The 16,236-nt window shown below is 74.0% G+C and carries 5 protein-coding genes and 1 pseudogene; 4 read left to right on the top strand and 2 right to left on the bottom strand.

The window, feature by feature from the left end; genetic code table 11:
- The first annotated feature begins 10 nt into the window (after positions 1 to 10).
- The gene (locus AC6JBM_RS18195; protein WP_350611592.1) at positions 11 to 901 is read left to right on the top strand and encodes an SAM-dependent methyltransferase; all 891 of its coding nucleotides are present in this window, start codon (positions 11 to 13) and stop codon (positions 899 to 901) included.
- A 46-nt stretch (positions 902 to 947) separates the two neighbouring features.
- On the opposite strand, the gene AC6JBM_RS18190 is transcribed toward AC6JBM_RS18195, so the two are convergent.
- Positions 948 to 1,709: a thioesterase II family protein gene (locus tag AC6JBM_RS18190; RefSeq protein WP_497984765.1), complete on the bottom strand. Its 762-nt coding sequence runs from the start codon at positions 1,707 to 1,709 to the stop codon at positions 948 to 950.
- 101 nt (positions 1,710 to 1,810) lie between these two features.
- Between AC6JBM_RS18190 and AC6JBM_RS18185 the strand changes: the two genes are divergently transcribed.
- Complete coding sequence (locus AC6JBM_RS18185) at positions 1,811 to 2,245, top strand: hypothetical protein (RefSeq protein ID WP_497984764.1); 435 nt, start codon at positions 1,811 to 1,813, stop codon at positions 2,243 to 2,245.
- A complete protein-coding gene (locus AC6JBM_RS18180) occupies positions 2,242 to 2,931 on the top strand; it encodes a hypothetical protein (RefSeq protein WP_497984763.1) in 690 nt (229 codons plus the stop codon). The genes AC6JBM_RS18185 and AC6JBM_RS18180 overlap by 4 nt, the downstream gene beginning before the upstream one ends.
- A gap of 55 nt (positions 2,932 to 2,986) precedes the next feature.
- On the opposite strand, the gene AC6JBM_RS18175 is transcribed toward AC6JBM_RS18180, so the two are convergent.
- On the bottom strand, positions 2,987 to 3,688 hold the full coding sequence (locus AC6JBM_RS18175; protein ID WP_497984762.1) for an alpha/beta fold hydrolase: 702 nt from the start codon (positions 3,686 to 3,688) through the stop codon (positions 2,987 to 2,989).
- 158 nt (positions 3,689 to 3,846) lie between these two features.
- Between AC6JBM_RS18175 and AC6JBM_RS18170 the strand changes: the two are divergent.
- A pseudogene (locus AC6JBM_RS18170) lies at positions 3,847 to 15,864 on the top strand (type I polyketide synthase); the annotation flags it as partial.
- Positions 15,865 to 16,236: the final 372 nt, after the last annotated feature.

Genomic DNA, 16,236 nt, shown 5'->3' with positions numbered 1-16,236 from the left:
CACCCCAACGGTGTTCGAGAACCTCAAGATCCTGCGCCGGGCCGTGAAGGCCGTGGCGACCAAGGACCCGGAGTTACGCGTCCAGCGCTTCTACCTGATCCAGGAGCCCCAGGTCGAGTTCCTGGACCGCTCCACGCACTACATGAACGTCGGCTTCTGGGACGGCGACGCCACCACGCTCGACACGGCCGGCGAGGCCCTGGCCCGCAAGCTCGGCGAGGCCGCGGAGCTGCGGGCCGGCGACACCGTGCTCGACGCCGGGTTCGGCTACGGCGACCAGGATTTCCTGTGGCTGCGCGAGCGCGAGGTCGGCCGGATCACGGGGCTGAACATCACCCCGCACCACGTCGAGGCGGCCCGGGCGCGGGCCGAGGCCGAGGGCGTCACGGACCGGCTGGACTTCCAGCTCGGCTCGGCGCTGTCGACCTCGTTCGAGCCGGAGAGCTTCGACCGGGTGGTGGCGCTCGAGTCGGCGTTCCACTTCCACCCGCGCAGTGCCTTCTTCCGGGAGGCGTACCGCGTCCTGCGCCCGGGCGGCGTGCTCGCCGTCGCCGACATCATCCCGATCGACGGCGCCACCCCGCGGATGGCGTTCAAGGCGGGCCCGCTGAGCTTCCTGAAGTTCAGCCTGCCCGACGAGAACTGGCACGACGGCAGCACCTACGCCAAGGAGCTCACCGAGGCCGGATTCGCCGACGTCACCGTCGAGTCGATCCGCGAGAAGGTGTACGAGCCGTGGCGGCAGTACATGGCCGGGCGTGTCGACGACGACGAGTACCGCCGCAAGCTCGGCAAGGCGCTGCACAAGGGCGTGGTGCGGCACTGGTCCGGCCAGGACGTCATGCGTCAGGAGCTGGACCTGCTCGACTACGTGATCGCCGTGGCCCGCAAGCCCGAGTGATCGTGCCCTGGCCGGCTGGCGACCGATCGTCAGCCGGCTCGGCACGTCACCTGGCGGAGCCCGTCACCTGGCGCCGGATGGTGCCCAGGATCTCGCCCTGGTGCCGGGTCAGGAAGAAGTGCCCGCCGGGGAAGACCTTCAGCTCCGTCTCGCCGGTGGTGTGCTCGGCCCAGGCGCCGGCCTCTTCCGGGGTCGTCTTCGGGTCGTCGGCGCCGGTGAAGACCGTGATCGGGCACGTGAGCAGGGGACCCGGCTCGTACTTGTAGGTCTCGGCCGCCTTGTAGTCGTTGCGGATCGCGGGCAGCGCCATCCGCAGCAGCTCCTCGTCGCCGAGGATGGCGGCATCGGTACCGCTGAGGCGCTTGACGTCCGCGAGCAGTCCAGCGTCGTCGAGCAGGTGCACCGTCTCGTGCCGGAACCGCGACGGGGCCCGCCGTCCGGACGCGTAGAGCCGGGTCGGCACGACGCCCGCCTCCTGCTCCAGGAGCCGGGCCACCTCGAAGGCGAGGCTGGCGCCCATGCTGTGCCCGAACAGGGCCAGCGGGCGGTCGGTCATGGGCCGCAGGACCTGGAACACCAGCCGGGCCAGCTCGGGCAGGTCGGGCACGCAGGGCTCGAGGCGGCGGTCCTGGCGGCCCGGGTACTGGATCGCGACGACCTCGATCGCCGGGGCGAGGGTGCGCGAGACCGGGAAGTAGAAGCTCGCCGAACCACCGGCGTGCGGCAGGCACACCAGCCGGGGCGCTCCCGCGGCCGCCGGGTGGTAGGTCCGCGCCCACAGGCCGGTGTCGAGCTGCGGCGTCGTCATGCGCCCGATCGTAGGGCGGCCGCGCCACCCGCCCAACCCCTACTCTCGATCCTGTCATCCCGGGGTTGACAGCGGGCGCCGGTGCCCGTCACGCTGGTCGTGTGAAGCGTAACCCCGGGGTTGACATCCCCGCCGAGTGGCGCGGCGTGCTGGCGCACCGTGATCCGGCCGAGGCCGGGGCGGCGGCCGGCCGCTTCGTCGCGAGCGGGCTCACCCCGGAGCAGGTGCGCGGCACCCTCGCCGACGGCGGCGACGGCCTCTACGCCGCCGCCCGCACCGAGGAGCCGGGCTGGGCCGAGCCGTTCGGCGGGCGGCTCGGGGCCGCGCTGCTCGCCGCCGAGGTCAGCGCGTTCGCCGCGCACCTCAGCTCGCGCGCGGCCCGGGTGCGGGCCGTCGCCGTCAACCAGCTCCTCGACGACCTCAGCGCCGTGACCGTGGCCGACCGGCTCGGCGTGTCCCGCCAGAAGGTCTACGACCTCGCCCGCAACGACCAGGCCGCCCCGTACATCGACACCGTGCCGTGGAGGCAACCATGAACGTTCCCGAGCTCGTCGCACTGCCCGACGAGTCCGTGCGCCCGCTCGTGCACCCGCTCGACGTGCCGGAGGCTCGCCGGCCCTTCTTCCTGTCGTGGCTCATCTCGGTGCTCGCCGGGCCCGCGACCGTCGCGAGCCTCGTGGTGGTGTTCTGGTTCGTCGCCGAGGACCGGTACATCGGCCCGCCCGTCGGCATCTTCGTCGCCCTCGTCGGCTGGGCCGCCGCGACCTGGTTCGAGCGCGAGGCGTGGGCGTACATCCCCCGCAAGCGGCAGGACCGGGCCCGGCAGCTGCCGCTGTCGTGGGACCTCACCCGCTGGCTCGTCATCGCGGCCAGCGCCGGTGCCGCCCTCACCCTGCTCGGCCGCCGTCTCCTGGAGCCCTCCGTGCCGCAGTCGGTCAGCGCCTACGTGGTCGGCGCGTGCGCCGGCATCGTCGTGGTCATCGTCGCCGAGTTCCTGTGGCGCCTCGCGATGGCGATCGCCGGACGGGGGCGGCTGCGGGCCGCGCTGCTCCACCTGCCCGGGCTCGCCGTCGTCGCCGCCGTCACCGTGTACCTCTACCGCGAGCTCGTGAACCTGCCGGTGGACCGCGAGTGGCACACCTCCGACCTGGTCATCGGCGGCGCCGTGCTGGTCGTGATCCAGGTCATGCACTGGGTCCACAAAGCCCGCAACGCCCGATGAAGCGGCTGCGCGGCCGCCCTCACCTGATGGCGGCCGCCCTGCCCCGGTTATGTCCTCAGCCGACCGCCGCGGCCGCCCTCAGGATCACCTCGGCCACCTCGGCGGGCCGCGAGACGGTCAGCGCGTGCGACGCCCCGGCCACCTCCACGATCTCCTTGGCCTCGGCCCGCCGGGCCATCTCCCGGTGCATCTCGACCGGAATGTTCAGGTCGGCGTCCGGGAACACGAACCACGACGGCAGCGACGGCCACGACGGTGGCCCCGACGGCTCGGTGAGCGCCACGTCGCGCAGCGGGCGCTGGGTCGCGGCGAGGACCGCGGCCTCCGCCTCCGGCACGTCGGCGGCGAACTGGGCCCGGAAGCGCTCCTGCTCGATGAAGAAGTCGGTGCTGCCGTCGGCCAGCGGCACCGGGCGGAGCGTCTCGCCCAGCGTGCTGCCCGGCCGCCGGCCGCTCAGCTCGCCGATGCTCTCGCCCGCAAGCGGCGCGAACGCGGCGACGAAGACCAGGCCGCGCACGTCGCCGCCGCTGACGTTGCTGATGACGGCCCCGCCGTAGGAGTGCCCGACGAGCAGCACCGGACCCGGAACCGCCCGGACGACGGCGGACACGACGGCGGCGTCGCCGGACAGGCTGCGCAGTGGGTTCGGTGCCGCGATCACGTTGTGGCCGGCCGCGTGGAGGCGCGGCACCACGCCCGCCCAGCTCGCCGACTCGGCGAACGCGCCGTGCACCAGGACAACGGTGAGATCAGACATGCCCGGACCGTATGCGCCGCCGCACCCTGTCGCATGCGTCACGTGACCCAACTGCAGGACGCGGCTTAGGGGCCGGTCCCGTCCGGTAGGGGTTGTCCGGTTTCCCGAGCCGCCCGTACGTTCACGAGGGTTCGATGTCGGTTCGTGGGCGGTGGCTGATGGCGAACGAGGAAAAGCTTCGCGACTATCTCAAGCGGGCCACGGCCGACCTCTACGCGACGAGCGAGCGGCTGCGGCAACTGCAGGAGCAGCACAGCGAGCCCATCGCGATCGTCGGCATGAGCTGTCGGCTGCCGGGCGGCGTCCGCTCGCCCGAGGACCTGTGGCGCCTGCTCGCCGGCGGCGGCGACGCGATCTCCGGGTTCCCGGTCGACCGGGGCTGGGACCTCGACACGCTGTACGACCCCCACGGCCTGCGCCCGGGCACCTCCCGCACCCGCGAGGGCGGCTTCCTCTACGACGCCGGCGACTTCGACGCGGCGCTGTTCAAGATCTCGCCGCGCGAGGCGCTCGCGATGGACCCGCAGCAGCGGCTCCTGCTGGAGGGCAGCTGGGAGGCGCTCGAACGGGCCGGGATCGCCCCGCTCTCGCTCTCCGGCCGGCCCGTCGGCGTCTTCGCGGGGGTGATGTACCACAACCACGCCGCCAGCCTCACCGACGTCCCCGCCGAGGTCGAGGGCTTCCTCGGCACCGGCACCGCCAGCAGCGTCGTGTCCGGGCGCGTCGCCTACGCCCTCGGCCTCGAAGGCCCCGCCGTCACCGTCGACACCGCGTGCTCGTCCTCCCTCGTGGCCCTGCACCTGGCCGTCCAGGCCCTGCGCGGCGGCGAGTGCGAGGCGGCCCTGGTCGGCGGCGTGACGGTGATGCCGACCGCGACGACGTTCATCGAGTTCAGCACCCAGGGCGGCCTGGCCCCCGACGGCCGGTGCAAGTCGTTCGGCGCCACCGCGGACGGCACCGGCTGGTCCGAGGGCGTCGCGGTGCTGGTCGTCGAGCGCCTCTCCGACGCCCAGCGGCTCGGCCACCCCGTCCTCGCCGTCGTCCGCGGCTCCGCCGTCAACCAGGACGGCGCCTCGAACGGTCTGACGGCCCCGAACGGCCCCTCCCAGCAGCGCGTCATCCGCGCCGCGCTCGCGAGCGCGGGCCTGGCCCCGTCCGACGTGGACGCCGTCGAGGCCCACGGCACCGGCACCACGCTCGGCGACCCGATCGAGGCCCAGGCCCTCCTGGCCACCTACGGCCAGGACCGCGACCGGCCGCTCTGGCTCGGCTCGGTCAAGTCGAACATCGGCCACACCCAGGCGGCCGCCGGGGTCGCCGGGGTCATCAAGATGGTCCTCGCCATGCGGCACGGGCTGGTGCCGAAGACCCTCCACGCCGACGAGCCGTCGCCGCGGGTGGACTGGTCGGCGGGCGCGGTGGCGCTGGCGACCGAGGCCCAGCCGTGGCCGGACGGGGATCGGCCGCGCCGGTCGGCGGTGTCCTCGTTCGGGATCAGCGGCACGAACGCCCACGTGATCCTGGAGACCGTCGCCGAGGCGCCCGTCGAGCCCACCCCCGACAGTGCCGCGCCGGTGGCGTGGGTCGTGTCGAGCCGGTCCGAGGCGGGCGTGGAGGCGCAGGCGGCCCGGCTGGCGGGCTGGCCCGGCTCGCCGGTGGACATCGGCCACTCGCTGGCCGCGACGCGTTCGGGCCTCGAGCATCGGGGTGTGCTGCTGGACGGCGAGCTGGCGGTGCGCGGCTCGGTGGCCCAGGGCGGGACTGCGGTGCTGTTCCCGGGCCAGGGCTCCCAGCGCCCCGGGATGGGCGAGGAGCTGTCCGCGGTCTACCCGCGCTTCCGGGAGGTGTACGAGGAGGTCCGCGCCCTGCTCCCGGAGCCGTCCGGTTCCGTGGACGAGACGCGGAATGCGCAGGCGGGCCTCTTCGCCATCGAGGTCGCCTTGTTCGAGCAGTTGCGCGACTGGGGCCTGAAGCCCGACTTCCTGGCCGGGCACTCGGTCGGCGAGCTGTCGGCCGCGTATTGCGCCGGGGTGTTGAGTCTTGCGGATGCGGTCAAGGTTGTTGAGGCTCGCGGCCGGTTGATGGGTGAGCTGCCTGCGGGCGGCGGGATGCTCGCGGTCGGGGCGGCCGTCGACGATGTGCCCGACGGTGTGTCGGTGGCGGCGATCAACGGGCCGTCATCGGTGGTGTTGTCCGGGCCGGTCGAGGTGCTGGACGCGCTGGTGTTCCCGGGGGTGCGCACGACGCGGTTGCGGGTGTCGCATGCGTTCCATTCGCCGCTCATGGAGCCGATGACGGCCGCGTTCGCCGAGGTGCTGCGGTCGGTCGAGTGGCGGCCGGCGCGGATTCCGATCGTGTCGAACGTGACCGGCGCGCTCATGACTGAGTTCGACGCCGACTACTGGGTCCGGCATGTCCTCGCGACGGTGCAGTTCCATCCGACGCTGCAGTTCCTGCACGGCGCCGGGGTGCGGACGTTCCTCGAAGTCGGGCCCGGTGGTGCGCTCAGTGCGCTCGGGCCGGACTGTGTCGCGGACTCGGCGTTCATTCCGTTGCTGCGGTCCGGCCAGGCCGAGCCGTCGGCGCTGCTGAACGGGCTCGCGCAGGCGCACGTGCGGGGGACTGGGATCGACTTCGCGGCCTACCATCGCGGCAAGGTCGTGCCGCTGCCGACGTACGCGCTGCAGCACGAGCGGTTCTGGCTCAACGCCGGCCGGCCCGCCACCCCGGCGCGCCCGCGAGGCGCGGACGACGGATGGCGCTACGACGTCACCTGGAGCCCCGTCCGCCAGCCCTCAGCGCCCGTCGCGCCACGGCGCGTCCTCGTCGTCGCGCCCCCCGACCTCGCCGACACCGTCCTACCCGACGCCGACGTGCTGCGGCTGGACCCGGGGCTGGACCGTGCGGCAACGGCGGCGGCGCTCGCCGGGGTCGCCGAGCCGCCCGACGCGGTGCTGTCGCTGCTGGCGTTCGACGAGCGGCCCCTGGCCGGCTTCGACGCCGTCCCCGCCGGGTTCGCCGGGACCGTCGCGCTCGCCCAGGCGCTCGGCGACGCCGGGATCGACGCTCCACTGTGGATCGCCACCCGGTCCGCGGTCCCCCTCGACACGCTCGAGCATCCGGCCCAGGCCCTCGTGTGGGGTCTGGGCGGCGTCATCGCCGCCGAGCACCCCGACCGGTGGGGCGGCCTCGTGGACCTTCCCGCCGTGGTGGACCCGGCTCGGCTCCGGTGGGTGCTCGGCGGAGAGCACGGCGAGGACCAGCTCGCGATCCGCGCCTCCGGCACCTATGCGCGCCGCCTCACCCCGGCGACGCCCCGAGCCGGCGGCCCGGGCCGGTCGTCGCGGGGCACGGCGCTCATCACCGGCGGGACCGGGGCGCTCGGGGCCCGGGTCGCCCGCTGGCTGGCCGCCGGCGGCGCCGAGCACCTGCTGCTGGTGAGCCGGCGCGGCGCCGACGCGCCCGGGGCCGCGCAGCTCGTCGCCGAGCTCGAGGGCCTGGGCAGCCGGGTCACCGTCGCCGCCTGCGACGCCGGGGACCGGGCGGCCCTGGCGGCGCTGGTCGAGCAGTACCCACCCACCTCGGTCTTCCACACCGCCGCCGTCCTCGACGACGCGCTCGTCGGCTCGCTGCGCCCCGAACAGCTCCAGCACGCCCTGCACGCCAAGGCCGCCGCGGCCCGCAACCTGCACGAGCTCACCGCCGATCTCGACGCGTTCGTGCTGTTCTCCTCGCTGGCCGGCACGCTCGGCGGCCCCGGGCAGGGCAACTACGCCCCGGGCAACGCCTACCTCGACGCGCTCGCCCACCACCGCCGCGGCCTCGGCCTGCCCGCGCTGTCGGTGGCCTGGGGGCTCTGGGGCGGCGGCGGGCTGGCCGACGGCGCCACCCTCGCCGGCGGCGGGGCCGTCCCGATGGAGCCCGGCCGCGCCCTCGACGCGCTCGGCCACGCCCTCGACGAGGGCGTCACGGCCACGGTCGTCGCCGACATGCGCTGGGAGCACCTGGCGGGGCCGGGCGACCGCCCGCTGCCGCTGCTCGCCGAGCTCCCGGCCGTCCGCGCCGCACGGCCCGAGCCGCGGGCCTCCCGCGGCGGACCCGGCGATCCGCGAGCCGTCCACGATCTCGTCCGCGCCGAGGTGGCGGCGGCCCTCGGGCACGCCTCCGCCGCCGCGGTCGCGGCCGACCGTGCATTCCAGGACCTCGGCTTCACCTCGGTCAGCGCGATCGAGCTGCGCAACCGGCTCGCGGCCGCGACCGGGCTCACGCTGCCCACCACCCTCGCCTTCGACTATCCGACCCCCCGCGCACTCGCCGAACACCTGCTCGCCCGGCTGCTCCCGGACGAGGCGGACCGGCCCGCGGCGGTCGCCGGACCGGGCGGCGGACCCGGCGACGAGATCGCCATCGTCGCCATGAGCTGCCGGTTCCCCGGCGGCGTCCGGTCGCCGGAAGACCTGTGGACGCTGCTGGAGGCCGGCACCGACGCCCTGACCGGCTTCCCGACCAACCGTGGCTGGGACCTCGAACGCCTCCGGGACGGCCAGAGCGCCACGCAGCACGGCGGGTTCCTGCACGACGCCGACGGCTTCGACGCCGAGTTCTTCGGCATCAGCCCGCGCGAGGCCACGTCGATGGACCCGCAGCAGCGGCTCCTGCTGGAGGCCTCGTGGGAGGCGATCGAGCGGGCCGGCATCGACCCGGCCGCGCTGCGCGGCACCGCGGTCGGCGTGTTCGCCGGCACCAACGGCCAGGACTACGGCGTCGGCGAGCTCTTCGCTCGTGACGTCGCCGGCGGCTACGGCGCCACCGGCACGTCCGCCAGCGTGCTCTCCGGCCGTATCTCCTACGCGCTCGGCCTCGAGGGCCCGGCCGTCACCGTCGACACCGCCTGCTCCTCGTCGCTGGTCGCCCTGCACCTGGCCGCGCAGGCGCTGCGCAACCGCGAGTGCGACCTGGCGCTCGCCGGCGGCGTGACGGTCATGACGACGCCGGGCGCGTTCATCGAGTTCAGCCTGCAGCGGGGGCTCGCCGGCGACGGGCGGTGCAAGGCGTACGCCGACGCCGCCGACGGCACCGGCTGGGGCGAGGGCGTCGGCGTGCTGGTCGTCGAGCGCCTCGCGGACGCCCGGCGCCTCGGCCACCGGGTGCTGGCGGTGGTCGCGGGTTCGGCGGTGAATCAGGATGGTGCGTCGAATGGTCTGACGGCCCCGAACGGTCCGTCGCAGCAGCGGGTGATTCGTGCGGCCTTGGCGAGTGCCGGGCTGGGCCCGTCCGATGTGGACGTGGTGGAAGGCCACGGCACCGGCACCCGATTGGGGGATCCGATCGAGGTGCAGGCGTTGCTGGCGACCTATGGTCAGGATCGCCCGGCCCCGGTGCTTTTGGGTTCGATCAAGTCGAACCTTGGGCACACGCAGGCGGCCGCGGGTGTCGCGGGTGTGATCAAGATGGTGCTGGCGATGCGGCACGGTCTGGTTCCGCGCACTTTGCATGTGGATGAGCCGTCGTCGCAGGTGGACTGGTCGGCGGGCGCGGTGGCGCTGGTCTCCGAGTCCCGGCCGTGGCCTGCCGCCGGCCGTCCGCGCCGGGCGGGCGTGTCGTCGTTCGGGATCAGCGGCACGAATGCGCACGTGATTCTGGAGGGCGTGGAGGCCGCGGAGGTCTCGACTGAGTCCGACCTGCCGGCGGCGTGGGTGGTGTCGAGCCGTTCTGAGGCCGGTGTGGAGGCGCAGGCGGCCCGGTTGTCTGGTTGGCCGGGTTCGCCGGTGGATATCGGGTTTTCGCTGGCGTCGACCCGGACCGGGTTCGAGCATCGTGGTGTGCTGCTGGACGGTGAGCTGGCGGTGCGCGGCTCGGTCGTTCAGGGTGGGACGGCGGTGTTGTTCCCGGGTCAGGGTTCGCAGCGCCCGGGGATGGGTGAGGAGCTGGCTGCGGTCTATCCGCGCTTCCGCGAGGTCTTCGAGGAAGTCCGCTCGCTGCTGCCGGAGCCTTCGGGGTCGGTGGACGAGACGCGGAATGCGCAGGCGGGTCTGTTCGCGATCGAGGTGGCGCTGTTCGAGCAGCTCCGGGATTGGGGTTTACAGCCCGACTTCCTCGCAGGTCATTCGGTCGGTGAACTCTCGGCCGCGTATTGCGCCGGGGTGCTGAGTCTTGCGGATGCGGTCAAGGTTGTCGAGGCTCGCGGCCGGTTGATGGGTGAGCTGCCTGCGGGTGGCGGGATGCTTGCGGTCGGGGCTGCGGTCGACGATGTGCCCGAGGGTGTGTCGGTGGCGGCGGTGAATGGGCCGTCGTCGGTGGTGTTGTCCGGTCCGGTTGAGGTGTTGGACGGGCTGGTGTTCCCGGGTGTGCGCACAACGCGGTTGCGGGTGTCGCATGCGTTCCATTCGCCGTTGATGGAGCCGATGACGGCCGCGTTTGCTGAGGTGTTGCGGTCGGTGGAGTGGCGGCCGGCGCGGATTCCGATTGTGTCGAACGTGACCGGTGAACTCATGACTGAGTTCGACGCCGACTATTGGGTTCGGCATGTGCTGGCGACGGTGCAGTTCTATCCGACGTTGCAGTTCTTGCGTGGGCAGGGGGTGCGGACGTTCCTCGAGGTCGGTCCGGGTGGTGCGTTGAGCGCGCTGGGGCCGGATTGTGTCGAGGATGCCGCGTTCGTTCCGTTGCTGCGGTCTGGTCAGGCTGAGCCTCGGGCGTTACTGAACGGGCTTGCGCAGGCGCATGTTCGGGGGAGCGGGATCGACTTCGCGGCCTACCATCGTGGTGCTGTCGTGCCGGTGCCGACCTACGCGTTCCAGCACAAGCGGTACTGGTTGCCGACCGTCACGCCCGAGCGACGCCGGTACGAGGTCGCCTGGGAGCGTCTGGCGGACGTGCGCGCGGACCGTTCCGGGCGCGCCGTCGTGTTCGTGCCGCCGGGGCTGCGTGACATCGTGGACCTGCCCGGCGCCGAGGTGGTCGAGGGCGGTGTCGCCGAGCTCGTCGAGCTGGTGCGGACGCTGGACCCCTCGGCGCGGCTCTGGTGCGTGACCCGGGGCGCGGTGCGGGCCGAGGCCGGAGATGTGGTCGACCCGGTGCAGGCCCAGCTGTGGGGCCTCGGCCGGGTCGTGGCGCTCGAACATCCGCAGCTCTGGGGTGGCCTCGTCGACGTCGCCGACGGCGTGCCGCTGGTGCTGCCGTCCGGCGAGGACCAGGTCGCCGTCCGGGCCTCCGGGGTCTACGCGCGGCGCGTCGTGCGGGGCGAGAGCGGCGGCCGATGGGCGCCCGAGGGCACCGTGCTCATCACCGGCGGGACCGGCGTCCTGGGCCGGCGGGTGGCCCGGTGGGCCGCGGAGTCGGGGGCGTCCCGGATCGTGCTGATAGGCCGGCGGGGCGGGGCCGCCGAGGAGCTGGGGGTTCCGGTCGACGTGGTCGCGCTCGACGTGACCGACCGGGACGCGCTGGCGGCGCTGCGCGCCCGCTACGAAGACCTCGGGGAGCCGGTTCGCGTCGTCGTGCACGCGGCCGGAGCCGGCCAGGGAACACCGCTGGCCGAGATGACCGCCGGCGAGATCGACAGCGTCATGCGGGCCAAGGTTCTCGGCGCGGATCACCTCGACGCGGTGTTCGGGGACGTCTCCGCGTTCGTGCTGTTCTCGTCCATCGCCGGGATCTGGGGCAGCGGCGGGCAGGGCGCCTACGCCGCGGCCAACGCCCACCTCGACGCCCTCGCCGCCCGGCGGCGCGCCCGCGGGCTGCCCGCGTCGGCGATCGCCTGGGGGCCGTGGGGGCAGGGTGGCATGGCCGCCGGCGCGCTGGAGGAACAGCTGGGGCGGCTCGGGCTGGCCGCGCTGGACCCCGAGACCGCCATCGCCGCGCTCGCCGCCACCCCGCCGGACCGGGACGCGGTCATCGTCAACGTCGACTGGGAGCGGTTCCTGCCGGCGTTCACCGCGCGGCGGCCCAGTCCGCTGCTCGCCGCCTTCGCCCCCGAGACGCCTCCCGCCGCGGCGGGCGTCCCGCCGGCTCGCCCTGTCCCGCCGGCCGACCTCGTCGAGCTGGTCCGGACCCAGGCGGCCGCCGTCCTCGGGCACGACGGCGTGGACGGGATCGCGGCCGGACGGGCGTTCAAGGAGCTCGGCTTCGACTCGCTGACCGCCATCGAGCTCCGCGACGCCATCGCCCGGCACACCGGGCTGCGGCTGCCGTCCTCGCTGGTGTTCGACTACCCGAACCCGCAGGCCCTCGCCGACCACCTGGGCCGCGAGCTGACCGGCGCCCCGGCCGGCGAGATCGCGCCGCTCGCCACCGGCACGGCCGGCGACGACCCGATCGTCATCGTCGGCATGAGCTGCCGGCTGCCCGGCGGGGTCCGGTCGCCCGACGAGCTGTGGCAGCTGCTGGTCGACGGCCGCGACGGCATCACCGGCTTCCCGGACGACCGCGGCTGGGGCCGCGGCACCGGCGCCTCCTTCGCCCGGGCGGGCGGGTTCCTGCCCGACGCGGCCGGCTTCGACGCCGAGTTCTTCGGGATCAGCCCGCGCGAGGCGCTCGCCATGGACCCGCAGCAGCGGCAGCTGCTCGAGGCGGCCTGGGAGGCGGTCGAGCACGCCGGGATCGCGCCGGGATCGCTGCGCGGCAGCCGGGCCGGGGTCTTCGTCGGGGCCTCCGGGCAGGGGTACGCCTCCGGCTCCTTCGGCGCGGTCGACGGCGTCGGCGGCCATCTGCTCACCGGCAACGCCACGAGTGTGCTGTCGGGGCGGGTCGCGTACGCGCTCGGCCTCGAGGGCCCGGCCCTCACCATCGACACCGCCTGCTCGTCCTCGCTCGTCGCGCTGCACCTGGCCGCGCAGGCGCTGCGCTCCGGCGAGTGCGACGCGGCCCTCGTCGGCGGCGTGACGGTCATGGCCACGGCGAACACCTTCGTCGAGTTCAGCCAGCAGGGCGGTCTCGCCCCCGACGGCCGCTGCAAGTCCTTCGGCTCCGGCGCCGACGGCACCGGCTGGTCCGAGGGCGTCGGCGTGCTGCTCGTGGAGCGCCGCCCGGACGCCGAGCGACTCGGCCACCGGATCCTCGCCGTGCTCGCCGGCTCCGCGGTGAACCAGGACGGGGCGTCGAACGGGCTCACCGCCCCGAACGGCCCGGCCCAGCAGCGGGTCATCCGCGCGGCCCTGGCCAACGCCGGCCTGAACCCGCCGGACGTGGACGTGGTCGAGGGCCACGGCACCGGGACGCGGCTCGGCGACCCGATCGAGGCCCAGGCACTCCTCGCCACCTACGGCCGGGGCCGCCCCGGCGACCGTCCCCTGTGGCTCGGCTCGATCAAGTCGAACCTCGGCCACACCCAGGCCGCCGCGGGCGTGACCGGTGTGATCAAGATGGTGCTGGCGATGCGGCACGGCCTGATCCCGCGCACCCTGCACGTGGACGAGCCGACGCCGCAGGTGGACTGGTCGGCGGGCGCGGTGGCGCTGGCGACGGAGGCCCAGCCGTGGCCGGTGGCGGATCGTCCGCGCCGGTCGGCGGTGTCGTCGTTCGGGATCAGTGGCACGAACGCGCACGTGATCCTGGAGGGTGTCGAGGCGTCGGAGTCTTCGACTGAGGCTGATGTGCCGGCGGCGTGGGTGGTGTCGAGCCAATCCGAAGCCGGGGTGGAGGCGCAGGCGGCTCGCCTGGCAGGCTGGCCGGGTTCGCCGGTGGACATCGGGTTCTCGCTGGCGTCGACGCGGACGGGTTTCGAACATCGCGGTGTGCTGCTGGACGGCGAGCTTGCCGTCCGCGGGTCAGTGGTCCAAGGCGGGACGGCGGTGTTGTTCCCGGGTCAGGGTTCGCAGCGACTCGGGATGGGTGAGGAGCTGTCGGCGGTCTATCCGCGCTTCCGGGAGGTGTTCGAGGAGATTCGTTCGTTGCTGCCGGAGCCTTCGGGGTCGGTGGACGAGACGCGGAATGCGCAGGCGGGCCTGTTCGCCATCGAGGTCGCCTTGTTCGAGCAGTTGCGCGATTGGGGTCTGCAGCCGGACTTCCTTGCGGGTCATTCGGTTGGTGAGTTGTCGGCGGCGTATTGCGCTGGGGTGTTGAGTCTTGCGGATGCGGTGCGGGTTGTTGAGGCTCGCGGCCGGTTGATGGGTGAGCTGCCGCCGGGCGGCGGGATGCTGGCGGTCGGTGCGCCGGTGGACGTGGTGCCCGAGGGTGTGTCGGTGGCGGCGGTGAATGGGCCGTCGTCGGTGGTGTTGTCCGGGCCGGTTGAGGTGTTGGACGGGCTGGTGTTCCCGGGGGTGCGGACGACTCGGTTGCGGGTGTCGCATGCGTTCCATTCGCCGGTGATGGAGCCGATGACGGCCGCGTTCGCCAAGGTGTTGCGGTCGGTGGAGTGGCGGCCGGCGCGGATTCCGATCGTGTCGAACGTGACCGGTGAGTTGATGACCGAGTTCGACGCGGACTATTGGGTTCGGCATGTGCTGGCGACGGTGCAGTTCTATCCGACGTTGCAGTTCTTGCATGGGCAGGGGGTGCGGACGTTCCTCGAGGTCGGGCCCGGTGGTGCGTTGAGTGCGCTGGGGCCGGATTGTGTCGAGGATGCCGCGTTCGTTCCGTTGCTGCGGTCCGGTCAGGCGGAGCCTCGGGCACTCCTGAACGGGCTTGCGCAGGCCCATGTTCGCGGGACTGGGATCGACTTCGCGGCCTACCATCGTGGCGCTGTCGTACCGGTGCCGACCTACGCGTTCCAGCACCAGCACTACTGGCTCAAGGAGCCCGCGGGCGACGGGCCACGGTGGCGGTACCGGGTCGCGTGGGAGCCGCTGGCCGACGTGCGGCCCTCGTCGCCGGGGCGTGTGGTCGTGCTGGTGCCGCCCGGGCTCGGGGACCTCGTCTCGCTGCCCGACGCCGAGGTGGTCGAGGGCGGCGTCGCCGAGCTCGTGCAGCTGGTGCAGAAGCTCGACCCGTCGGCGCGGCTCTGGTGCGTGACCCGGGGCGCGGTGCAGGTGGAGGCCGATGACGTGGTCGACCCGGTGCAGGCCCAGGTGTGGGGCGCCGGTCGGGTCGTCGCGCTCGAACATCCGCAGCTCTGGGGCGGCCTCGTCGACGTGGCCGAGGGGTCCGCGGTGGTGCTGCCGTCCGGCGAGGACCAGATCGCGGTCCGCGCCTCCGGGGTCTACGGGCGGCGGGTCGTCCGCGCCGAGGACGACCGCGAATGGGCGCCCGAGGGCACCGTCCTCATCACCGGCGGGACCGGCTCGCTCGGGATGCGGGTGGCTCGGTGGGCCGCGCGGTCGGGGGCGTCCCGGATCGTGCTGGCCAGCCGGCGCGGCGGCTCCGTCGCCGAGGACCTGGGCGTGCCGGTCGAGGTCGTCGCGCTCGACGTGACCGACCGGGATGCGCTGCGGGAGCTGCGGTCCCGGTACGACGACCTCGGGGCGCCGGTCCGCGTCGTCGTGCACGCGGCCGGGGTCGGGCAGGGCACGCCGCTGGCCGAGATGACCGCCGACGAGGTCGAGCGGGTCATGCGGGCCAAGGTCGACGGGGCGACGAACCTCGACGCCGTCTTCGGGGACGTCTCCGCGTTCGTGATGTTCTCCTCCATCGCCGGGATCTGGGGCAGCGGCGGGCAGGCGGCCTACGCCGCGGCCAACGCCCACCTCGACGCGCTCGCCGCCCGGCGGCGGTCCCGCGGGCTCGCCGCCTCCGCGATCGCCTGGGGCCCGTGGGCCGACGGTGGCATGGCGGACGAGGACGCGCTGCGGCTGCGCGGACTGCCGGCCATGGACCCGGATCTCGCCATCGCCGCGCTGGCCGCCACCGCGCCCGATCGCGACGCCATCGTCGCCGACGTCGACTGGGGGCGGTTCCTGCCGACGTTCACCAGCCGGCGCGGCAGCTCGCTGTTCGCCGCGTTCGCCGAGGCGCCGGAGGAACGGCCGGCCGCGGCGGGCCCGGACCCGTCGGCCGAGCTGCGCGGGCGGCTGGCCGAGGCGAACGCCGGCGACCAGGAACGGATGCTGCTCGAGCTGGTGCGCGACGAGGCCGCGCGGGTGCTCGGCCACGCCACGGCCGAGGCCGTCAAGCCGCGGCGAGGCTTCACGGAGCTGGGGTTCGACTCGCTGCTGGCGGTACAGATGCGGGATCGAATGAAGGCGAGGACGGGCCTTCGGCTGCCGACGACCCTGGTCTTCGACTATCCGACGCCGGCCGACCTCGCCCGGCACCTCGGGACGCAGCTCGTGGCCGACACCGGGCCCAGAACCGTGGCCGAGGCGATCGCCCAGCTGGAGCGGATGCTGGCCCGGCAGCCGCTCGACGCGCGGGCCGACGCCGAGCTGGTGCAGCGGCTCAGCACGCTCGCCGCGGTGGCCGTGCCGGCCCCCGAAGCCGACGCCTCCGTGGCCCTGGAATCGGCCAGCGCCGATGAGATTCTCGACCTCATCCAGCGCGAGTTCGGCAAGTCCTGACGCCGCTTCCGGCGGGCTTCCGGCAGGGGGCTCCTGAGGGGTGCCTAGGGGTTGGGGCCGTTGATCGGCGCTCAGTAGGGTCACGTTGACCAGGCGTCCCATCGGTGGTCGCAAGCCATG

The sequence above is a fragment of the Dactylosporangium thailandense genome, from assembly GCF_059739745.1.
Note: the sequence above shows the minus strand (reverse complement) of the source record. Positions and strands in the feature narration are given on the sequence as shown.